This is a genomic window from Pseudomonas sp. J380 (assembly GCF_009827115.1).
Taxonomy (GTDB): Bacteria; Pseudomonadota; Gammaproteobacteria; order Pseudomonadales; family Pseudomonadaceae; genus Aquipseudomonas; species Aquipseudomonas paracarnis.
Map to the genome: position 1 here is coordinate 2059856 of NZ_CP043060.1, position 20817 is coordinate 2080672.

Sequence of the window (20817 nt, forward strand, 5' to 3'; positions counted from 1 at the left end):
ATCAGGCCGGCTTTACATATTCGATCTTGGTGATCCACCAGCACACCTCTCCGCCTGGGGTCTGTACGACTGCCTCGTCATCCACCTCCTTGCGCAGCAGGGCCCGTGCCATGGGTGAGTCGATGGAGATGTAATCCATACGGTCGTAGATCTCGTCATAACCCACGATGCGAAAACGCTTGGCCTCGCCCTGTTCGTTTTCGATTTCGACCCATGCGCCGAAAAACACCTTGCCCTCCTGCTCGGGCATGTACTCCACCACCCGCATGTCTTCCAGGCGTTTGCGCAGGTAACGCACCCGTCGGTCGATCTCGCGCAGCAGCTTCTTGTTGTACTGGTAATCGGCGTTTTCACTGCGATCTCCCAGGGAGGCTGCCCAGGTCACTTTGCGCGTGGTATCCGGACGTTTTTCACGCCATAGGTAATCCAGCTCTTTTTTCAGCGCTTCATGACCCTCTTTGGTAATCAGCTTGGTACTCAAACGCTCACATCCCCAGGCAATGTCTAATTATGCCGATACGCCAGGGCATCATGCCCAGGCAGCGGCTGGCTGGGACTGATGATAAATGAACCCTGGAAAGTATCCAGGCCGGCGCCCCCTGTAACCTCACCCATGGCCCTCCAGGACTTGATCCAACTCAAGCAGCATGCCCTGCATGCGCTGGCGCATGCCGGACAACTGCAACATCATCATTGTCAGCTTTTCGGCTTTCTGACTGACCTCCAACCCCTGCTTCTGCAAATAGGTATGGCGCTGCTCAAGTTCACGGCCTTTTTCATCCAGTTGGCTCTGCTGCTGTTGCAGGGACGCCTGCCACTGTTCAAGCATTTGTTCTTTCTCGAGGACGGCGCATTTTTTTTGCGTCAACTCTTGGGCGACCTTGGCCAGATTGCTCAGCGCGCTGTCCATTTCAAGCAAAGAGGTATGTTCCAGGTGGGCAGGCGGGTCCAAGTGGTCGGGCTCGGGTGGCTCCAGCCGCAGGTTGTTTGGCTCAAACTGACTGTCATTTTGTTCATCCGGGACAGGCGGCGCACTGGTCTTGACCTGCAACTGCGGTATCGCGGCCAGCGACTGCGCCGGCTCTTCAAAGGTGTCTTCATCCACAGGCTGCGGCACAGCCGTGGGTGCGCGCGGATTTCGGGGCGGCGCAACCATTTGCGACGAAAAGCGAATGGACGGCACGATCACTGCGCTGCTTTCGATCGCAGGCAACGCCGGCGCAGACATACCCAAGGTGATCACCTTCATGACCAATGCCTTCTTGATGATCACCGAGTGATGATCCTCGGGCCTGGCAGGCGGCAGCCGGCAGCCCTTCAAGTCAATAAAGTGAAAGGGAACCTCAGCGTCGCCAATCGAGCTTGCCTTCGAACCTGACGCGGCCGCCATCATCAGGATCTGCTTGAAGACCTGCATCGCTGATTGCAGGTCCTCTTTTGAATCAACCCCCCCCAGAAAATAGCGTTCGAGCTTTTTACGTAATACCGCGATATAGACCCGGGAGTGACCGGGTTCGGTCTCCTCATCCAGGCTATACACGAGAAAGTTGGACCCGGTTTGCGTGACAGCGAACCCACACAGCAACGCGCCGTTAACGGGCGCGTCTTCGTCGTTACGTTCAAGAACAAGAGTACGTAGAAGCATCATGGCAATCAGGCCTCATTACAAAAGAAAAAACCTTATATAAACACCAGATAAACATCCGAGCTTTAATAAGTCTTCCAAACAAAACAATTGTTTCAGCGAATTATCGAGCCGAACGTAGGATTCTTCTTATTAGTTACGCCTCGCGTTCCCAAGCCACTTTATTGAACGTACCCTTTTTAAAGCTCTCTCCCATACGGCCGGCACCTCTCACACGCCCTGCAAAACTTATTCGGTAAAAATATGATCGAGATAAGCAACTTGACAAAACAGCTGGGCAAAAAAAGCGTTATCACCAACCTCTCCTTCTGCGCCCAGCGCCAGGAGTGTGTGGCCCTGCTGGGAGAGAGTGGTGCAGGAAAAACAGCACTGCTGAGTTTGATTGCCGGGGCAATCAAACCTACTTCAGGACAAATCACTATCCAAGGCTTCAGTACCCAGACCCATTCACTCCAAGCCAAAAAAGTCGTTGGCTATCAACTCCAGGACGGCCTCAATCATCACAGGATGTCCGTCAGGCATATGCTCAATTTTATTGCCGCTATTCGCGGTTTGAGCGGTGTTGAAAAGCGCAGTCGAGTCGAGCAAGTAGTCACGCGACTGGAACTGCTGCCCGTGCTCAACTGCCCGATCGATGTGCTTCCACTTGGCTTGAAGCGCAGAGTCGCAATGGCCCAGGCACTCCTGCACTCCCCAAGCCTGCTTCTGCTGGATGAGCCTACGGAGGGACTATGTCCTGATCAACGGCTCAAGTTCAGGGCACTCATCCAATCCCTGACCGAGGAAATGACGATCATCATCGCCTCCCGCCGTTACCAAGAGTTAGCGGATACCTGCACCCGTGCCTTAGTCATCGCCGACGGCCGCCTGGTGGCCGACGCTTCACTGCCGGATCTGCAACGCAGCTCCCGGCATTTCCAAGCGGTGACCCTGGCGGCGGACACCCCGCTGGATTTGCTGGCGCTTGCCGTATTACCTGGCGTCGCAGGCATCGAAGAAGACCGGCATGCCCCCGGCAAGGTGACTGTTCTGGCCATGCCCGGGCACTCCATCTTCCCTTCAATCAACGCGCTCATTACCCACCGTGGCTGGAACATAACGTCAATGAATCTGGAGCCGGGTCGCCTGAACGATGTCGTTCACCATCTGAGCCATGAGGTAAATCCTTGAGACTGCTAGCCATCATTTTCAAACGACAACTCGCCAGCTTTGCCTCGTCACCGAGCACTTATCTGAGTGTGGCGGTTTTTCTCGTGCTGGGTGCGACGATGGGGTTGCACAGCCGTCACTGGCTGGAGCAAAACAGCAGCGATTTGCAGGCTTTCTTCGAACTGCATCCATGGCTCTATCTGCTACTGGTACCGATTTTATCGACGCAGTTATGGTCCGACGAATCCAATACCGGCTTTTGCGACACATTGAAATCCTTACCCGTCACTCCGACGCAGCGAGTGGTTGGAAAGTTTATGGCGGCATGGATCGTCTGTGGCCTCGCTTTGATGCTTAATTTCCCTTGGGTGATGGCTGTCAATTATCTTGGCACCCCCGACAATACCGTTATCGCATCACAGTTCTTCGCCAGTTGGTTGTTGGCGGGAAGCTATCTCTCTGTAGGTTGCTTTGCCTGTGTGCTGACGAACCAACGCGTTATGATTTCCCTCTTGACGCTGTGCTTGTTGCTGGCCGCCAGTGGGATATCTTCCATGTTGGATGCACTGGAACAGCAGACCCCCATATGGATTATCGACAGTTTGATATCCCTTGATCCGATTTCCCGCTTCAGCGCGATGGATAACGGCAAGTTGACATTGCATGACTGCCTGTACTTCATAAGCATGATCTTGGCTTTTCTGTTTGCGACCACCCTCACACTCAACTACAGAAACAGCTGACATAGGAACGCCACTGATGGGATCCGCTTTTCGCGCGGGTATGACATTGATCGTCATATCACTACTGTTTCTGGCATTCAATCTAGTCTGGGTACCCAAACTGCCAACTGTCCGTTGGGACTTTTCCCAAGAAACCACCCACACCCTATCGCCATCGGCGCGGCAATTACTCGTTTCACTTGAAAGCCAACTGGACTTATATTTCTTCAACACCCTCAACGCACCGCAAAAAAAACCGGTATTGAAACGTTATGGCCGGCGCGTGGAAGACTTGCTCAAGGAATTCGAAAAAGCTGCCAACGGCATGATCAACTTACATATTATCAACCCCACCCCGTTCTCTGAGGACGCCTATAAAGCCAGCTTGTTTGGCCTTGATGACACACAAGGATTCCTTGGCCTTATCGGTACGCGTGCCGGCCAGGGCGCCCAACGCATCCAAGCGTTCAGCCCTGAGCATGAATCATTGCTCGAGTATGAAATCAGCCACCTGATCTACAAGTTGATGCACCCTGATCGCCCCACTGTTGGCCTACTGTCGGGACTGCCCTTGGACAAATCGGCCGGTGGGTTACTGGAGTTGATGCGCGAGCAATTCAGTGTGGTGGAATTGGCAGCGAACATCACCCAAGTACCGCCCACCATGAACACACTGATGGTTGTACAGCCACACGCTCTATCTGGTCGAGCCCTATATGCCCTTGAGCAATGGGTACTCAAAGGCGGCAAGCTGATGATGTTCATCGACCCGGTGAGCGAGATAGGCGCCGACGCCATATCCACAAACGCCAGGCTGGATGCGCTGCTGACCGCATGGGGTATCCAGATGCCTGCGGACAAGTTGCTGGTCGATAATCTTTATGCCTCATCAGCAACGCCCGACACCGGAATGCCCGCGGTACTGCACCCGGCCAGGCTACATCTGCCAAGGCAGGCAATGACCAGGTCGGATATCAGCACCTGGGGACTGCATTCGGTCATCGTATCGAGCAGCGGCGCGCTCTCCTTGGCCCCCAAAAGCCGCTCGCTGTTGACCCCGCTTCTGCTGAGCTCACGCCAATCGGCATTGGTGGACGCAGAACGCTTTGCTTCCGCTACCACGTTCGACTCACTCATAGATGAATCAGCGACTTCAGGACAGCGCCATGTCATCGCCGCCCGCCTTGACGGGCCCGCTTATTCAGCGTTTCCCGACGGCCTGGAGGGCCAGCCGCCCGGGCTGCAGAGGGCAGAACAGATCCAGATGGTGATCGTGGCCGACACGGACTTGCTCGCGGACACGCTCAACAACGCCCTACCCAACGGCAACGCGCAGTTTGTATTGAACACGTTGGATAATCTGGCGGCGCCCGAGGCACTCAGAAATATTCAATCCCGTGTGATGCGCCAACCACTGCGCAGGCTAGAACACATGCGCGACGAAGCCGCACAGGCTTATCGCAAAAGTGCGACTGCGATGGAGCGACGACTTGAGCAGACAGAACAAGCATGGCGCAGGTTGAACCCACCCCACACCAGCCTCATGACCCAAGCCGTGGATACCACTACCCAGTTGCAGGCACTCAACAAAGAGCGCCTGCAATTGCCTATCGAGTTGCAGGCGCTCAAGACCCAGGCATACGCCCCGCTGCTGCGTTTCGAACGATATCTGCAATGGCTGATGGTCGCCACAATACCGCTGCTGCTGTGCCTGATTGCCTGGGTACTTTTCCTATACCAGCGAAGGCGTCGAACATCTACGTTGGCGGCCTATCACCACTCGCTCAGCGACGAGTAATCAGGCCTTGGCGGGCAATGCGTGTCAGTTGATGGATCACCTCAACGGCGTTGCTGGCATTCGGTGCCTGGATCACTGCCAGGTCGAAACTATCGCTGGCAAAACGGGCCAGGGAATCGCCGTCTTCAACAAACTGGATCAGGAACGCCGAAGGTCGACCGGAACGGCGTGGCCAGCCGTCCAGATAACGCAGCAGCGTCGGCTGGTGCTTACCGCCCAGAAGGATTTTCGGATTGCGTTGAGTCAGGTCCGCGGTGATCGGGGCCAGGCGTATGAGAGGGCGTAGTGCATTCATCGTGTCGTGTCTCTGCCTCAAAAGTCTGCGGGCAGGTGAGAGGCAACACCGAACCAGCGCTTTAGCGGTATTTCGAAGAACGCCCTGCGTGAGCAAGCGTGCTTCTGTCGGGCTGCATTGAGTCCCAGTGGCGCCCCGCAATTAGCTGTTTAAATCGGCGCATGAGCAGCATCCTAGAGAAGCCGGTGGGGCAGTGTCAAGAATCCCGGGCAACGAAAAGGCCCGCATCAGCGGGCCTTCTGTACAGCTTGCTAAACGATCAGTGAGTGATCGCGCGGTCGACAGACAATTTGCCCGCACCTTCCAACAACACCGCCAACGCGCCGCCGAGCAACGCCAGTGCGAACTCATAACCGTTGTTGGCCATGAACAGCCCGTTGTGGATGTGTACAGAGAAAATCGCCACCAGTGTCAGGAAGGTCAGGCCCAATGCGGCAGGGCGAACCAACAAACCGATGATTAGGGCCAGGCCGGCGAAGAACTCGGTACCGCCCGACAGCAGCGCCATCAGCGTGCCCGGCGCCAGGCCGATGCTTTCCATCCATTGTGCGGTGCCCGCCAGGCCACCACCGCCAAACCAGCCGAAGAGTTTTTGCGAACCGTGGGCAGCGAAGATGATGCCGACGAAAATTCGCAGAATAGTCAGGCCATAACCGGCGCGAGTGGACAGTACACGGGTAATCATTGGGCTCATGGGGGTAAATCCTTTTCCAGGTAGGGGTTGGTTGGCCGCTATATTAATCAGTTTAAACAATGATAAAAGCCAAAATATTGCCTAATTGACATCTAAAAATTCGATTATTTACGCGATGCAATTTTAGCCGCGGGCGGCTCCAAGGACTCCCGCTGCCGATCGAACGCCAAATAATACTTGTTGACGCTATTAACATAGCTGACGCCGCCCATCCCTACCTGCTCCATGGCAATGCGTTCAACCTGGAAGAACCACTGATTGGGGTTAAGCCCACGGCGCTTGGCCTCGGTGCGCATGCCCTGTACTCGCTCCGGCCCCATGTTGTACGCCGCTAGCATAAAGGCCATGCGCTCACGCTCATTGAGCTTGGGGCTGGCGAAAAACTTGCGGCGGATCATCGCCAGGTAACGTGCCCCCGCTTGCACATTATTGTCGAGCGTCTCGATATTGTTGACCCCCACCCGTTGGGCCGCCGACGGCGTGATCTGCATCAGGCCGGTAGGGCCGCCGCTGTTGCGTGCGCCTGGGTCCAGGGAAGACTCCTTGAACGCCAACGCCGCCAGGTTCAGCCAGTCCATACCTTGCTCACGTGCATGTTTTTGCAGGACCGGGCGCAGTTTTTCCAGGCGCTGGCGGTCAGCCCGCGCCAACGGGTTACGGACCTGGTAGAGGCGTCGATAGATACGCTGGAATGCCACATCCTGGTCGGAAGGCGTGTGATAGGTCTTGAGAAACCGATCAATGCTGGCGCGCAGCATCGAGGCATCCTGGCGCACAAACCAGAACTCGTCGCCCGGCTCGCTGATCACCACCTGCTTGTCAAAGCGCAACTTGGGCAGAATTTTCGACCAGCGTTGGGCAATGGGTTTTTCCACGATCGTCAGGTGAAAAATCCCGGCCTGCACCATCTCCAGGACGTCTTCCACCGCCAGGCTGGGGTCAACCCATTCGACTTTCACGGGGGGGCGCTTGTGCAGAGCCAGTTTTTGATTGACCTGACTGATGGCATCCGCCGCCGCACTGCCCGTGGTCAGCGTCAGCGTGCGACCTGACAGTTGCTCCAGCCTGGTAAAGCGTCGTTCACCCTTGACGCCCACCAGCCACAACGGCACATCGCTGACAATCGGGTCGCTGGCGCTGACCTTGTGCACGCCCTTCACGTCCAGCAACTCACCGGGCGCCACCAGGTCGCCCTCGCCACGGGCCAGCGCGCCGAGTAACTGGTCCTTGGCCTTGGGGATGATCTTGAGATTGATGGCCTGCCCATCACGGGCATGGCCATTGAGGTACTGCTCGAAGGCACGCAACCGATGGTATTCGACACCGATGGCCTGGCCCTGCACTTCACCGGAACTGTTGCGGCTCTGGTTGACCAATACGCGCAGAGTGCGGCTGGAGCGAATTTGCGCGAGGTCGCGGACCTTGCCGGGCTTGGCCACTTGCAGCGGCCCATCCAGACGTGCGACCGCCGCCATGGGCAGCAGCAACGTCAGGCACAACATAAGCAACGCCGAGGGTCGGATCATCCGCTCTCCGAAAAGAAAACTGGCCAGCACCTTCGCGAATAACGACGTGCTGGTGGTCAGAAACAGAGCGCTTTATGCGCTGGCAAGGCGTGCAACGGCGCCACGGTGGTAGGCAATCGGCCCACCACAATGTCGCTTGCGACGTTCAAAGACAGCGTTAACGCGTTGTAGTTCTTGGTTTTTCTTATCAATCTACAGCTCTGATATGCTTTCCGGCCGCAGGCGGAGATAGCACCATGCAACTCATTGATATTGGCGTCAACCTGACCAACCCCAGTTTCGACGAGAGGCACACGGCCGTTCTCGAACGCGCTTACGCCGCTGGCGTGCAGCAATTGGTACTCACCGGCACCAGCGTCGAGGGCAGCGAACAGGCCCTGCAACTGTGTGTAAAGCTCGACGAAAGCGGCCAGCGCCTGTTCAGCACCGCCGGTATTCACCCTCACTCTGCCAGCGACTGGAACAGCGACAGCGCCCAACGCCTGCGCAGCTTGCTGGGCGACAGCCGAGTGCGCGCCGTGGGTGAATGCGGGCTGGATTTCAACCGGGACTTCTCCCCTCGCCCCCAGCAGGAAAAAGTCCTCGAAGAACACCTCGCCCTGGCCGTCGAGCTGCAACTGCCGGTGTTTCTCCATGAGCGCGATGCCAACCAGCGTCTGCTGGAGATCCTCAAGGACTACCGCGACCACCTGCCAGCCGCCGTGGTGCACTGCTTCACTGGCGAACAGGCAGCACTGTTCAGCTACCTGGACCTGGATTTGCACATTGGCATCACGGGTTGGATCTGCGACGAACGCCGTGGCACCCACCTGCATTCACTGGTCAGGGATATTCCCCGAGGCCGTCTGATGCTGGAAAGCGATGCGCCCTATCTGCTACCACGCACCCTGCGCCCCAAGCCGAAGAATGGTCGCAATGAACCGGCTTACCTGCCCGAAGTACTGCGCGAAGTGGCCTTGCACCGTAACGAAACAATGGAAGACCTGGCGCTGCACAGCACCGCGTGCGCCCGGCGCTTTTTCGGCTTGCCTGCCATCGATTGATGCGGCGCATTGACCCATATCAAAAGCGCTGTTCTGAATAGCGGCACAATAATGGCACCTTGCCAATACCGTTTCCGCTATCAGAGAAAACCTTCCATGGGTGCCTGGCTTAGCAATATCTCGCTCAAATACAAATTCTGGGCCGTCAATGCGGTCGCCTTCATCACCACCCTGCTGCTGGTGCTGTACGCGGTACAGCTGGAACAACAGGCGCGTAGCCAGGCGTCACAGGCATCGGCCCAGGCTCAGGGACGCTTGCTAAGCGCCTGGCCAGCCGACAGAACCTTGCCCACTGGTGAGCACTGGCTCGCATTTTCCAAAGGCCAGATCCCCCAGGACCTGCCCGCCCTGAACACTGCCAACGGCTGGACTGAACTCAACCCTATGCCGTTGTTCGGTGAAAACCCGCTGATCGGCGCCGAGGTGATCAGCCGGGCCGACGGCCAGCAGGTCGCAGTCCTCGCCTACGCGCCGAGCCTGAGCCAGGTGTTCAGTGAACGCTTCGCCAATTACGCCGTTGCCGTGGCAGTCCTGATGCTGGCCATGCTCGGCGCCTCGCAGTTGTTGATCCGCTTCCTGCTCAGTCAGCTCAACACCCTCAAGGATGTAATGCTGCACGTTGAAAAAACTGGTGACCTGTCGGCGCGGGTGCCGTTGGCCTGCAAGGATGAAGTCGGCCAGATGGCCAGCGCCTTCAACGCCATGCAAGCCGGTTACCAGCGCGTGGTCAATACCGTGGCACGCACCGCCCGGCAACTGGACGACGGCGCCGCACGCCTGGCCAGCAGCATGAACGAGGTGCAACACGGCATGCTGGGCCAGCAAAGCGAAACCGACCAGGCCGCCACCGCCATCAACGAAATGACCGCCACCGTCTACCACATCGCCCAGCACGCGGGCGCCACCCGTGACTTGTCGCAGTCCGCCGACACCCTCGCCGGCAGCGGCCAGGCAGTGGTCACCCGGGTACAGCATTCGATCGCCGGGCTGTCCAGTGGGGTACAGCAGACCGCCGAAATGATCCAGAAACTGGCCGAAGACAGCCAGAAAATCAACGGCGTGGTCGGTGTGATCCACAGCATCGCCGAACAGACCAACCTGCTTGCCCTCAATGCCGCCATCGAAGCCGCCCGCGCCGGGGAAATGGGTCGCGGTTTCGCGGTAGTCGCCGACGAAGTGCGCAACCTGGCCAAGCGTGTGCAAAGCTCCACCGACGAAATCACTCGCATGGTCTCGGCGCTGCAAGCCGGCACCCGCGACGCCGTGGACTTCATGCAGGAAAGCTCATTCAAGGCCGATGACTGCGTCCAGCAGGCCCAGGAAGCTGGTGTGGCCTTGGCTGAAATCACCGGGGCCGTGGCACAGATGCGCGAAAGCAACACCCAGATCGCCGTGGCCGCCGAGCAGCAAAGCCATGTTGCCGAAGAGATGAACCGCGCCGTGGTGAGCATTCGCGATGTGACCGAAAACACCGTACATCAAACCGTGGCATCGGCGACTACCAGCAATGAACTGGCGACGTTGGCCGGGGAGTTGAGCAAGGCGATTGGGCAGTTGAAGTTGTAAGACTGTTCCAGCTGTAATCCGACTCCTACGACCAAGCCTCGGTTTAACTGAAGTTAAGACGAAATTTCCTCGCTATTTTCGCGCATAACGCCGACTTCTTTTACCTGACAACCGCTGCAAAGTCCCTCGCCTGATCAAACAGTGCGAGGGATTGCAGATGCTGGTGTTCGTTAGAGCCCTGATGAATGGGACTGTCTCTTGATCTCGGTGCTGGCCAACCTGATGCTGGTGCCGATGGATCCCGAAGCGCCGAAGGTTGAGCGCGTATTCGCGGACTTCCGCACCTGCCTGAATACCTTTGATAAGTGGACCGACAGCTTTTTAAGTGGTTCGGCACTTAGCGTGGAGCAGGTGTTCAAGGTTGGGGAAGACGTCGCACTGGTCGCGCCGATCTCTTCCGACAAACCCAGCCGCACCGTCGCTCAATGCAAAGCCCAGGGTGGGCTGACGCTGGTGCATCTGTTCGAAAGCACGCAGTTCGTGCCTATCGGCAACACGCCCGTGAGGCTGCAAGCCGTTGCACAGGACGGCAGCCCGGTAGGCGCGCCACTGCATCGGACCATTGGCCCCAGCGGCATTCTTGAAGTCAGCGACTGTAGCCGCGACCAACAGTACGAAATCACCTTTTATCCCACTGTTTCCAAGGTTCACGTCCAGGCGCTGTATGCGTCCTATGAGTCTGTGATCGCCGGGCTGGAAACGGATTTGCGCACGGCATGGGCCGAGCACTTCAAGCCTCGATGGGCAGACTTTGCCAAAGCGCCGGCTTACAAGCGCAGTGCCTTACAGGGCGTGGCCTTTGCTGCCGGGCTGGGCAACGCGCTTTATAACCTGTGGGACAACATCACCGAGCTGTACGACCTGCTCGCCAACCTCAAGACCAACAGCGAAACGTTGCTGAAATACCTGTCCGAGGCCGAGCTGAATGCGCTGCTCAAGCTGGGCAAAGACACGCTGTCCAAGGGGTTGCTGGTACTCAGTGATGAGCCGCTGTTGTTCATCTATCTATCGGCACTGGTGGCCTGGATACGCATGCTGCCGCCGCCCGACATATATGAACTGCTGGGTGAAATCACCGGCGAAGTGCTGATCAACTTGCTGCTGATCTGGGCCACGCGAGGCATTGGGGTGCAGCTGCGCCTGGGTGCTCAGATGCTTAGTGGCGTCAAGTCCGGGCGGGCGCGGGCGTTGTTGGAATTGCTGGCCAAGCAGGTGGCGGGGCCTCGGCTGGAGCCCCATGTGGAGGCCGCAAAGCCGGTGTTGCTGAGCAGTGCGGCGACGCCGGTCAAGGCGGTGCCAGTGGTGCCGTTGAAGGCAGGCGACACGCTGGTTTCGAACCCGGTGTCGATGGTGCGCGGCAAGACCCAGCGCACCACGTTGGTTCGTCAGGAGCCTGTCGATGATGTGCCGGCTGTGGCGTCGAACCCGAAGGGGGATGCGGCGGCGCCAGCGGATAAAACCGTCACCCACGGTTGCCCGGTGTCGATGGTCACCGGCGAGGAATTGCTGACCCTTACCGACGGCGCGCTGGATGGGATCTTGCCGTTTGAGTGGACGCGGCTGTACCGCACCAGTGCGGTGGAAGTCGAGTGTGGGTTGGGGTTTGGCTGGAGCCATGCGCTGGCTCATCGGCTGGTGGTGTCGGGCGATTCGGTGGTGTGGACCGACCATGAGAACCGCTCGACTACCCTGCCCTTGCCCACCGTTTCTCGGCCGGCGATCACCAATAGCCTGGCCGAAGCGGCGATCTATTTGGGAGCCTCGCCTGATGAACTGGTGCTGGCCCAAGCCTCGCGTTTCTACCACTTCCGCGACGGTGTGCTGACAACCATCAGCGATGCGTATGACAACCGGCTGCGCCTTTGCCGGGATCGTTCTGGGCGGATTGAACGGCTGGATAACGGCGCGGGGCGCTCGTTGCTGTTGCGTTATGAGCTGGATCGCATTGTCGCGGTGGACTACCAGGTGCATCGCGCCAAAGGGCGTGAGCCCTACGTTTGGGAAACCGAGCAGAACATCGTTTCCTACGCCTATGACGAAGCTGGCCGACTGGTGTGTGCGACCAATGCCGTCGGTGAAAGCGAGCGTTATCGGTACGACGATCAGCACGTCATTCTCGAGCGGCAGTTGGCCGGAGGCGCGAGTTTCTATTGGGAATGGGAACACGCGGGCAAGGCGGCGCGCTGCGTTCGGCATTGGGCGAGTTTTTCGCAGATGGACACGCGCTATGCCTGGGGCGATGACGGGCGTGTCACGGTGCATAACGCCGATGGTAGCCAGGAGGTGTATGTCCATGACCAGCGGGCGCGGCTGGTGCAGAGGATTGATCCGGACGGCGCCACGCACTTTAAATCCTACGACGACCAGGGCCGGCTGACCGTCGAGCAAGACCCGATGGGCGCGGTGACGGCCTATCAGTACGACGATGCCGGGCGCTTGGTCGCGCTGTTTCCGGGGGATGATGAGCCAACGTCCTACGAGCATGACAACGGTTTTGTACGGGTTGTCAGGCGTGGGGAGGCGGTCTGGAAGTATGAGCGTAATGAGCAAGGCGATGTTACGCGTAGGACCGATCCCGATGGAGAGGTTACTGACTACAGCTACAACAAGCACGGGCAACTGACTGGAGTTTGGTACCCGGATCACAGTTGCCATCGACTGGTGTGGAACGAACGTGGGCAGTTGCTTGAGGAGCAATTGCCCAATGGTGGGATCAAGCGTTATCGCTATGACGATCTGGGGCGGCAAGTTGCCTGTGAGGATGAGCATGGTGCGCTGACGCAATATCACTGGGACTGCGTCGGCAGGTTGATTCGTCTTGTATTGCCAGGCGGTGGTTGTAGGGAATTCAGCTACAACCCCTACGGCAAAATCATCGCCGAACGCGACGAACTCGGCCACGTCACCCGCTACGAATACGCCGATGGCCTGCACCTGATCAGCCGCCGCCTCAACGCCGACGGCACCCAGGTCAAGTACCGCTACGACAACGCTCGGCTATTGCTCACCGAGATCGAAAACGAAGCCGGCGAAACCTACCAACTCGACTACCACCCCAACGGCCTGATCCGCCAGGAAACCGGCTTCGACGGCCAGCGCACCGCCTACGCCTACGACCTCAACGGCAACCTGCTGGAGAAGACCGAATACGGCGACGATAACAGTCAGCTAATCACCCGCTACGAGCGCGACCACGCCGGGCGCCTCGTCCGAAAAACCCTGCCCGATGCCAGCGTTGTCGACTATGCCTACGACCGCCAGGGCAACCTCCTTAGCGTCGAGGACGGCCACTGGGCGCTGGCCTACGAATACGACCGCCAAAACCGCCTCACCGCCGAACACCAGGGCTGGGGCACCCTGCGCTACGGCTACGACGCCTGCGGGCAACTGAAAAACCTGTGTCTGCCGGACAACAACCGCCTCACCTTCACCCACGAAAAAGGCGGCCACCTCGCTACCGTCGAGCTCAACGGTGAAGTACTCACCTCACATCTATTCAAGAGCGGCCGAGAACATCAGCGCCAGCAAGGCCAACTGCTCAGCCACTACCACTACGACGACCAGAATCGTCTGCACGCCCACGCCGTTACGCAGCAGCAAAACTACCTCTACCAACGCCAATACGACTACGACAAAAGCGGCAACCTCACCCGCCTGCTCGACACTCGCAAAGGCGAACACCTTTACCGCTACGACCCGCTAAACCGCCTGACCCGCGCCGACCACTCCCAGGACGTACAGGAACGCTTCGCCCACAACCCGGCCGGCAACCTGCTGATGCAAGACCGCCCCGGCCCGGACATCGTCGCGGCGAATCGTCTGATGATCCAAGGCGACCGCCATTACGACTACGACGCCTTCGGCAACCTCATCCGCGAACGACGCGGCAAGGGCCAGCAACTCGTTACTGAGTACCGCTACGACTGCCAGCATCGGTTAATCGGCATCACAAAACCGAACGGCGAAACCGCCAGCTATCGCTATGACCCGTTTGGGCGGCGTGTCAGCAAAACCGTGGAGGGCAAAACCACGGAATTTTTCTGGCAAGGCGACAAGCTGATAGCCGAACACCATGCAGAGCGCCATCGCAGCTATCTCTACGAGCCCGACAGCTTCCGCCCCTTGGCCCTGTTGGAAGGTTTCGGCCCAAAAGAAACCAAGCCCTACCACTACCAACTCGACCACCTCGGCACCCCGCAGGAACTGACCGACACCGAAGGCGAAATCGTCTGGTCCGCCCACTACCGCGCCTACGGCCAGATCGCCCGGCTCGACGTGGGCAAAGTCGACAATCCACTGCGGTTTCAAGGGCAGTATTTCGATGCGGAAAGCGGACTGCACTACAACCGCCATCGCTACTACAATCCGGATATTGGTCGCTACCTGACGCCGGATCCGGTGAAGTTGGCGGGTGGGATCAACGGGTACCAATATGTGCCCAACCCTACGGGGTGGGTTGATCCTCTAGGGTTGAGCGCAAATTGTCCTGGCTCAGGAAAGAAAAAACCGATCTGCTCTTTGCCTGCAGAACCGGATATACCTGATGTCTCTCGTAAAGGGGCGTTCAGGCAAGCAAAAAGGGATGCCAATGTACCTATGACTCAAAACCCCGATGTGATGACACACCCGAACTCAGGAAGAACGACACAGTACAAAATAGAAAAAATGACTGATTTGAATGATGACAATATATTGGATGAAAGCGGTAGAACCATAAATTCAAGGGTTTATCAATTCACGAGAGCAGACGGCTCGAAGGTTCTTATTCAGGACCATTCTGCCGGGCATAAATTCGGCAGACCAGACGGCATAGGTGACCAAAAAGCGCATTTCAATTTGCGACCAATAGACAAGCCTCGAAACGGAACCGTAGACGGCGGCAAGGACCATTACAACTTTAGGAGAAGTCGATGAAATACTGGAACGAACTTGATCATAATATTTTTTTTGAAAAAATTTTTAGCACGCCTGTAGAAATCGGCCAAATTGCTCTTTTTTCTTTGCAAATAGAAAATGATCGACCTTCTGTGGGATTAGGATTCGACATACCCGAATTTCCAGATACTTTGCCAAAAAAATGGGAAGGGAAAGGCTATAACACCTGCAGAATGGGCATCGATTGCCATGGCATTCGCGAATTAAAAATACACAACATCCCCATTAAAGAGGTGTTTCTTGTTGATATCACTAAGCAAAATGATCTTTTTCATTTCCAAGCAAAGAATGAAAATTCTCTAATTGAATTCAAGGCTAAATTCATTTCACTTTGCGATCCGAATGTATACATAAATGGTCCAGACGATTATTTTTTCTAGATAGAGCAAAAATCGCATAATTACTATGAGCCCCATAGCCAGCCCCAATTCGCCACCTCGCCCACCTCAACCTAAACTCTGTTCAAGTTGTTTCAACGGACAGAGGATTCTCCACCATGGGCAAACGTCACCCCAATCTCCCCGCCTGGCAATGGCGTCAGTACCCACAGAACCATCAGCACCCAACCAACCTGGCGTTGCACCTGATTGCCGTGCCGCTGTTTATCGTCGGTTTCCTGCTGATCGTGTCGGGCGTGTTCAGCCTTAGCCTGGCCAGCTTCGCGGTCGGTGTCATTGGCATTGTCGCGGGCCTGGCGTTGCAGGGTCACGGCCATAGCCTGGAAGCCCAGGCCAGTGAGCCGTTCAGTGATCGCAAAGATGCGGTGCAGCGCCTGGTGGTCGAGCAGTTCGTGACCTTCCCGCGCTTTGTGCTCAGCGGTGGCTGGTGGCGCGCCTGGCGGCAGCGGCACCACCACTGACCGGCGGGTTCAGGCGAACACCACCACGGTCTGACGGCTGAGGGCGATCAACTCGCCGGTCGGGCTCCACAAGGCAGCGGCAGCGTGGCCATAGCCGTCGCGGGCGTGTTCGATATTGACGTGATACTGGCACCAGTCGAGCGTAGTCAGGTCTTGCAACGGCTGGATGAACTCGATGGTCCAGGTCAGGGTGCTGCCCGGCGCGGGCTTTTTCAGGTGTGGCAGCAACGCCGGTGGCCAGGCGTCGACCAGGGCGAGGATATGCGCCTCGGTCAGTGGCTCCTCTTTCACATCCCCCCGCAACCGTACCCAGCCGCCCATGTCGCGGGATTTATTGCCGGTAAACGGCAGGCCACCGACACTCCAGCGCATCGCCAGATGCCGCATGAATTCGGGGGTAACACCCTTGATATAGGGCAGTTCCTGGCACTCATCCCAATGTTTGAATACCGGTGGCGGCTCACTTGCCACGTCAATTTCGGAGGGGCGAGAGGCGCCAAAACTGGCCTGGACCAGGGTCGCCACTTCACCGTTCTGCACCACGCGCCCCAGCAACTGGCTGACCGCCTTGCCTTCGCGCAGCACTTCGACTTGATAGCTGGCAGTTACATCCGGCGCTACCGGGCCGACAAAGGTGATGGCCAGCGAGCGCAGCGGTCGGTCCGCCGGCACCTGGGCGCGCAGCGCCTCGTACTGCAAGGCAGCGACCAGCCCGCCAAAGGTGGCCCGGCCCTGGGCCCATTCGGCAGGGATGGTGACATCCAGCGGATTGCTACGGGCAGCGTCGAGCAAATCACTAAAGCGCATGGCGACCTCACATCAAGAAAATCGTGGAGGAATCTTAACCATCGAATTGCACAGGCACAGCGCCCATTCCGGCCAAAAACCGGACCGGTTTAAAAACACTCGGCGCTGAGCGTGTCCAGCACACGGTCGGCCTTGCCTTGCGCCTTGAGCATGGTGCGCTGCCACACTGCTACGCAGGGTTGCAGGTCTGGCTCATGGCCGGCCTGGGCCAGCCACTGCCAACAGTCATGCCAGTTACCCAGCGCACTCTGGGCCTTCTTCAAGTGCGACAGGGCGTTGGTGGGTAATTTGTCCAGCTCGGGATACGCCTCGGCGGCATAGCGCACACGTTTGATCAGCAACCGTAGCCGGTGGCGGTCATGATCGGGGTCCTTCAAGGCGCCATCGAGTGCCTGCCATTGCTTGGCCAGGCGTTTCTGGATGCGCGGGCGCAAGCCCTTGAGCAGTTTCTGATGCTGGGACGCGCGGATAAACCGTGGGAACGCATCCAGAATCAGCAGCAAGTGCGCCAACTCCGGGCTTTGCGCCACCTGGCGATAAGCCTCGGGCTGCAGACGCAGGCGTCGATCAGCCGCGTCGTGATGACCGTGCTGATGCAAATACGCCGCCAGCACCTCTCGGTCGCGTAGCGGCGTAGTCAGTTGGCCAACCGTGCTGGCGGCCAATTCAAGCTGTTCGACACCGGGCAGCCCGCGCAAAGGGCGCAACAGGCTGCGCAGGCGGCGTACCGTTGTGCGCAAATCATGCAAGGCTTCATCGTCAGTGACGGCGGCGAGGCGAGCCTGGCAGCTCAGTAACCCTACTTCCAGGCCAATGACCTGAGCGACTAACTGATTGACCAACGCTGACATCCTGCCCTCACTTTCCGATGAAAAATCCTATCCGCCCTGGGTTATCGCCCGGCGCGAGACTCACGAATGTAGAACCGCGCCTTTTCGGCCTTGTTGGAGCAACCCTCGAACGCTTCAAACTGCTGCTGAGTCTTGGCGCCAGTCAACAGCGACAAAGCCTTGGAGTAGCTGACAGTGCCAGCAAAACCTTCGGCCTTGGCCAGGTCCAGCTCTTTCCAGGCGGCGTCCAATTGCGAGCCACAGCTGTCGCGATACGCGGTTTTCCCGGCACAGCCAGCCAAGGCCAACACGATCACAGGCACACAGATCCAGGCTTTCATTGATGACACCTCAAATATACAAATTCAGTCGTAGCCTGTAGACGTTGCCTACAGGGAAAAGTGCCTTGTCCTTAGCCTGAAATCAGTAGTACCTATTGCCAGAGCATACCCGAGGCTGATCGCCAGCCTGGAAAAATATTGCGCGCTGTCAGCAAGGATTGAAGCAGGCCCCTTGATGGGTGCATTGTGGGCCCCTGTTTTGCGAAGGATCTGGCCATGAAGAAACGTGTTGCCTTAGTGCTGGGCTCCGGTGGGGCCAGGGGCTACGCCCATATCGGGGTGATCGAAGAAATCGAACGACGCGGCTATGACATCGCCTGTATCGCCGGCTGTTCCATGGGCGCCGTGGTGGGTGGAATCTACGCCGCCGGCAAGCTCGACGAGTACCGCAACTGGATCGAAAGCCTGGACTACCTCGACGTATTGCGCCTGGTAGATGTGAGCTTTCGCCTGGGAGCGATTCGCGGTGAGAAGGTGTTCGGGCAAATCCGCAAGATTGTCGGCGATATCAATATCGAGGAGCTGCGCATCCCCTACACTGCCGTCGCCACCGACCTCACCAACCAACAGGAGATCTGGTTCCAGGAAGGCTGCCTGCACCAGGCGATGCGCGCCTCGGCGGCCATCCCCAGCCTGTTCACACCGGTGATGCAGGGCAACCGCATGCTGGTGGACGGCGGCCTGCTCAACCCTCTGCCCATCGTTCCGGTGGTGTCGAGCCATTGCGACTTGATCATTGCGGTCAACCTCAATGCCACCAACCAGAAACACTACCAATTGCCGGTGATTCCGCGCCCGCCGGCGTTCAAGAGCCGCTTCAACAGCCTGGCCAAGTCACTGGGCTCCCACCTGCCATTTCGCCGCAAGCAGGCCGAGCAGTTGATGAAGCTGGAACAAGAAGCCTTGCAGGCCCAGGCCGCCGAAATCAACCCGTGGCTGGAGTCTGCCGAACCCGAAGCCCAGCAACCTGCCGCGGCGCCCGAGAAAGCCGGTGCACCGAAGTCGGCCACCGGCTCGTTCATCATCGACAACGTCGGGCCTGCCTCGTTGCTGGACCTGATCAACCAGAGTTTCGAGGTGATGCAAACCTCATTGGCACAGTACAAGATCGCTGGGTATCCGCCCGATGTGCTGATCAACGTGCCAAAGCGGGTGTGCCGCTTTTTCGAGTTCTATAAAGCGCCGGAATTGATCGCTTTGGGGCGGGAGATTGCCAGTGATACGTTGGATCGGTATGAGAGTGAGCAGAGTTGAGCGTGTAAGTGTTGCGGATGGCCTCATCGCGGGCAAGCCTGAACTGGCCTAATGCTCCCGGACACCTCTTAAGGGCGATATGATTCGCCCAATCAGGAGGTTTCCATGCAAGAGCGAAAGACCTACACCCGCGAGTTCAAGCAACGTGCTGCAAGCATGGTTCTTGATGATAATTGCTCAGTTCCCGACGTATGTGCATCGATGGAAGTTGGCCCTACGGCTCTGCGCCGCTGGGTTGATCAGGTTCGTAAAGAACGCCTGAAAGGGCAGCCAGTGGTTGGTACCAAGGCAATCAGCGAAGAACAGCGAGAGCTGCAGCAGCTGCGAGCCAAGATCAAGCGTCTGGAGACCGAGGCTGAAATCTTAAAAAAGGCTACGGCTCTCTTGATGTCGGATCCCGATCGTTTTTCCTGATCGAGGAACTGAGAGAGTCGAGTTCATATCCGACCTGCCTGCTTTGCAGTGCGCTGGGCGTTTCCCGTAGCGCGTTTTATGACTGGCTTAAGCGTCGCTCAGCGCCGAATACCAAGCGTGACGCACTCAGAGCAAAAGTCGTGCAACTGCATGACGAAAGCCGGGGAAGTTCAGGCGCGCGGATGATCTCTCAGCACTTGAAGGCCCAGCAGATCAAGGTGGGACGGCATCTGGCCGGAAAACTCATGGCGGAGGCAAATCTGGCCAGCAGGCAGCGCCGCCGCCATCAGTATCGCTCTAGAGGAGTCGAAGCATTTGTGGCCAAGAACTTGCTCGAGCGTAACTTCGAGCCAGCCGCAATTAATCAGGTCTGGTGCGGCGACGTTACCAGCCTGATGGTTGGTAAACGCTGGTATCACTTGGCAGCGGTCATTGATCTGTTCGCCCGCCGAATCATTGGCTGGGCGTTTTCCCTGATCAATGACGCCGACCTGGTTAGCAAGGCGCTGAGAATGGCGGTGGAGGTTCGAGGCAAACATGCAGGCTTGATCTTTCATTCGGATCAAGGCTGCCAATACACCAGCCAGCGCTTTCAGTCTGAGCTGCTGGAACATGGGATAACGCAAAGCATGAGCCGCAGGGGGCAGTGCTGGGACAACGCGCCAACAGAGCGTTTCTTCGGGACGCTCAAGTCAGAGTGGGTGCCCACCAAGGGTTATACGACAGTTGAAGAAGCCAGGCAGGATATGACCAGCTTCTTCATGCGATACAATCGAATCAGGCTCCACAGCTACAACAACTACCTGTCGCCAATAGCCATGGAGCAAAAAGCGGCATAAACACCGTAATCGGTGTCCGGGATTACTTGACCAGTTCAGCCCGGCTCCCACAGGGAAATGCATTTCAGCTGTGGGAGCTGGCTTGCCTGCGATGGCGCCA

At 57.8% G+C, this 20817-nt stretch carries 19 protein-coding genes; 11 read left to right on the top strand and 8 right to left on the bottom strand.

What is annotated here, in order from left to right; all coding sequences use genetic code 11:
- Position 1: 1 nt before the first annotated feature.
- Positions 2 to 481, bottom strand: coding sequence for a transcription elongation factor GreB (gene greB / locus FXO12_RS09160; RefSeq protein ID WP_054897905.1), 480 nt, complete (start codon positions 479 to 481; stop codon positions 2 to 4).
- Positions 482 to 607: 126 nt separating this feature from the next.
- Positions 608 to 1648, bottom strand: a complete 1041-nt coding sequence (locus tag FXO12_RS09165; RefSeq protein WP_054897906.1) for a hypothetical protein — start codon at positions 1646 to 1648, stop codon at positions 608 to 610.
- Positions 1649 to 1888: 240 nt separating this feature from the next.
- Between FXO12_RS09165 and FXO12_RS09170 the strand changes: the two genes are divergently transcribed.
- From FXO12_RS09170 to FXO12_RS09180, 3 genes are read left to right on the top strand one after another with little or no spacing between them, the layout of a single operon-like run.
- Complete coding sequence (locus FXO12_RS09170) at positions 1889 to 2815, top strand: ABC transporter ATP-binding protein (protein WP_057976642.1); 927 nt, start codon at positions 1889 to 1891, stop codon at positions 2813 to 2815.
- The gene (locus tag FXO12_RS09175; protein WP_054897908.1) at positions 2812 to 3537 is read left to right on the top strand and encodes an ABC transporter permease; all 726 of its coding nucleotides are present in this window, start codon (positions 2812 to 2814) and stop codon (positions 3535 to 3537) included. Before FXO12_RS09170 ends, FXO12_RS09175 begins: the two co-directional genes overlap by 4 nt.
- A gap of 16 nt (positions 3538 to 3553) precedes the next feature.
- Positions 3554 to 5314, top strand: a complete 1761-nt coding sequence (locus FXO12_RS09180; RefSeq protein WP_057976640.1) for a Gldg family protein — start codon at positions 3554 to 3556, stop codon at positions 5312 to 5314.
- Here FXO12_RS09180 and FXO12_RS09185 read toward each other — a convergent pair.
- The 3 genes from FXO12_RS09185 to FXO12_RS09195 all read right to left on the bottom strand — a co-directional run bounded on the left by FXO12_RS09185 (position 5301) and on the right by FXO12_RS09195 (position 7829).
- Positions 5301 to 5609, bottom strand: a complete 309-nt coding sequence (locus FXO12_RS09185) for a hypothetical protein (RefSeq protein WP_034126721.1) — start codon at positions 5607 to 5609, stop codon at positions 5301 to 5303. The genes FXO12_RS09180 and FXO12_RS09185 overlap by 14 nt on opposite strands.
- Before the next feature lie 259 nt (positions 5610 to 5868).
- Complete coding sequence (locus FXO12_RS09190) at positions 5869 to 6303, bottom strand: DoxX family protein (protein ID WP_003189852.1); 435 nt, start codon at positions 6301 to 6303, stop codon at positions 5869 to 5871.
- A gap of 104 nt (positions 6304 to 6407) precedes the next feature.
- Positions 6408 to 7829 (bottom strand): transglycosylase SLT domain-containing protein, encoded by a 1422-nt coding sequence (locus FXO12_RS09195; RefSeq protein WP_034126720.1) that lies wholly within the window; start codon positions 7827 to 7829, stop codon positions 6408 to 6410.
- Positions 7830 to 8065: 236 nt separating this feature from the next.
- Between FXO12_RS09195 and FXO12_RS09200 the strand changes: the two genes are divergently transcribed.
- The 5 genes from FXO12_RS09200 to FXO12_RS09220 all read left to right on the top strand — a co-directional run bounded on the left by FXO12_RS09200 (position 8066) and on the right by FXO12_RS09220 (position 16232).
- A complete protein-coding gene (locus FXO12_RS09200) occupies positions 8066 to 8872 on the top strand; it encodes a TatD family hydrolase (protein WP_054897912.1) in 807 nt (268 codons plus the stop codon).
- Positions 8873 to 8968: 96 nt separating this feature from the next.
- On the top strand, positions 8969 to 10438 hold the full coding sequence (locus FXO12_RS09205; protein ID WP_054920166.1) for a methyl-accepting chemotaxis protein: 1470 nt from the start codon (positions 8969 to 8971) through the stop codon (positions 10436 to 10438).
- Between the two features lie 222 nt (positions 10439 to 10660).
- On the top strand, positions 10661 to 15352 hold the full coding sequence (locus tag FXO12_RS09210; protein ID WP_372241994.1) for an RHS repeat-associated core domain-containing protein: 4692 nt from the start codon (positions 10661 to 10663) through the stop codon (positions 15350 to 15352).
- Positions 15349 to 15753 (top strand): Imm50 family immunity protein, encoded by a 405-nt coding sequence (locus tag FXO12_RS09215; protein ID WP_034126716.1) that lies wholly within the window; start codon positions 15349 to 15351, stop codon positions 15751 to 15753. The genes FXO12_RS09210 and FXO12_RS09215 overlap by 4 nt, the downstream gene beginning before the upstream one ends.
- A gap of 116 nt (positions 15754 to 15869) precedes the next feature.
- Positions 15870 to 16232 carry an Mpo1-like protein gene (locus FXO12_RS09220; protein ID WP_054921817.1) on the top strand — a complete coding sequence of 121 codons (363 nt, stop codon included), beginning with the start codon at positions 15870 to 15872 and terminating at the stop codon, positions 16230 to 16232.
- A 9-nt stretch (positions 16233 to 16241) separates the two neighbouring features.
- Here FXO12_RS09220 and FXO12_RS09225 read toward each other — a convergent pair whose 3' ends face one another.
- The 3 genes from FXO12_RS09225 to FXO12_RS09235 form a co-directional block, all read right to left on the bottom strand.
- Positions 16242 to 17039: an acyl-CoA thioesterase II gene (locus tag FXO12_RS09225; RefSeq protein ID WP_034126715.1), complete on the bottom strand. Its 798-nt coding sequence runs from the start codon at positions 17037 to 17039 to the stop codon at positions 16242 to 16244.
- An 89-nt stretch (positions 17040 to 17128) separates the two neighbouring features.
- Complete coding sequence (locus FXO12_RS09230) at positions 17129 to 17890, bottom strand: CHAD domain-containing protein (protein ID WP_054921818.1); 762 nt, start codon at positions 17888 to 17890, stop codon at positions 17129 to 17131.
- A 41-nt stretch (positions 17891 to 17931) separates the two neighbouring features.
- Positions 17932 to 18210: a hypothetical protein gene (locus FXO12_RS09235; RefSeq protein WP_003189839.1), complete on the bottom strand. Its 279-nt coding sequence runs from the start codon at positions 18208 to 18210 to the stop codon at positions 17932 to 17934.
- A gap of 216 nt (positions 18211 to 18426) precedes the next feature.
- Here FXO12_RS09235 and FXO12_RS09240 point away from each other — a divergent pair, with 216 nt between their 5' ends.
- From FXO12_RS09240 to FXO12_RS09245, 3 genes are all read left to right on the top strand, one after another.
- Positions 18427 to 19464 (top strand): patatin-like phospholipase family protein, encoded by a 1038-nt coding sequence (locus FXO12_RS09240; protein WP_054898472.1) that lies wholly within the window; start codon positions 18427 to 18429, stop codon positions 19462 to 19464.
- A 105-nt stretch (positions 19465 to 19569) separates the two neighbouring features.
- Positions 19570 to 19878 carry a transposase gene (locus FXO12_RS28945; protein WP_057978987.1) on the top strand — a complete coding sequence of 103 codons (309 nt, stop codon included), beginning with the start codon at positions 19570 to 19572 and terminating at the stop codon, positions 19876 to 19878.
- 8 nt (positions 19879 to 19886) lie between these two features.
- On the top strand, positions 19887 to 20717 hold the full coding sequence (locus tag FXO12_RS09245; RefSeq protein ID WP_232458742.1) for an IS3 family transposase: 831 nt from the start codon (positions 19887 to 19889) through the stop codon (positions 20715 to 20717).
- Positions 20718 to 20817 lie beyond the last annotated feature (100 nt).

Coding starts and splice junctions, on each gene's coding strand:
- FXO12_RS09165 (WP_054897906.1), bottom strand. CDS start 1,648: ATGATGCTTCTACGTACTCTTGTTCTTGAACGTAACGACGAAGACGCG.
- FXO12_RS09170 (WP_057976642.1), top strand. CDS start 1,889: ATGATCGAGATAAGCAACTTGACAAAACAGCTGGGCAAAAAAAGCGTT.
- FXO12_RS09180 (WP_057976640.1), top strand. CDS start 3,554: ATGGGATCCGCTTTTCGCGCGGGTATGACATTGATCGTCATATCACTA.
- FXO12_RS09185 (WP_034126721.1), bottom strand. CDS start 5,609: ATGAATGCACTACGCCCTCTCATACGCCTGGCCCCGATCACCGCGGAC.
- FXO12_RS09190 (WP_003189852.1), bottom strand. CDS start 6,303: ATGAGCCCAATGATTACCCGTGTACTGTCCACTCGCGCCGGTTATGGC.
- FXO12_RS09195 (WP_034126720.1), bottom strand. CDS start 7,829: ATGATCCGACCCTCGGCGTTGCTTATGTTGTGCCTGACGTTGCTGCTG.
- FXO12_RS09200 (WP_054897912.1), top strand. CDS start 8,066: ATGCAACTCATTGATATTGGCGTCAACCTGACCAACCCCAGTTTCGAC.
- FXO12_RS09205 (WP_054920166.1), top strand. CDS start 8,969: ATGGGTGCCTGGCTTAGCAATATCTCGCTCAAATACAAATTCTGGGCC.
- FXO12_RS09210 (WP_372241994.1), top strand. CDS start 10,661: ATGCTGGTGCCGATGGATCCCGAAGCGCCGAAGGTTGAGCGCGTATTC.
- FXO12_RS09215 (WP_034126716.1), top strand. CDS start 15,349: ATGAAATACTGGAACGAACTTGATCATAATATTTTTTTTGAAAAAATT.
- FXO12_RS09220 (WP_054921817.1), top strand. CDS start 15,870: ATGGGCAAACGTCACCCCAATCTCCCCGCCTGGCAATGGCGTCAGTAC.
- FXO12_RS09225 (WP_034126715.1), bottom strand. CDS start 17,039: ATGCGCTTTAGTGATTTGCTCGACGCTGCCCGTAGCAATCCGCTGGAT.
- FXO12_RS09230 (WP_054921818.1), bottom strand. CDS start 17,890: ATGTCAGCGTTGGTCAATCAGTTAGTCGCTCAGGTCATTGGCCTGGAA.
- FXO12_RS09235 (WP_003189839.1), bottom strand. CDS start 18,210: ATGAAAGCCTGGATCTGTGTGCCTGTGATCGTGTTGGCCTTGGCTGGC.
- FXO12_RS09240 (WP_054898472.1), top strand. CDS start 18,427: ATGAAGAAACGTGTTGCCTTAGTGCTGGGCTCCGGTGGGGCCAGGGGC.
- FXO12_RS28945 (WP_057978987.1), top strand. CDS start 19,570: ATGCAAGAGCGAAAGACCTACACCCGCGAGTTCAAGCAACGTGCTGCA.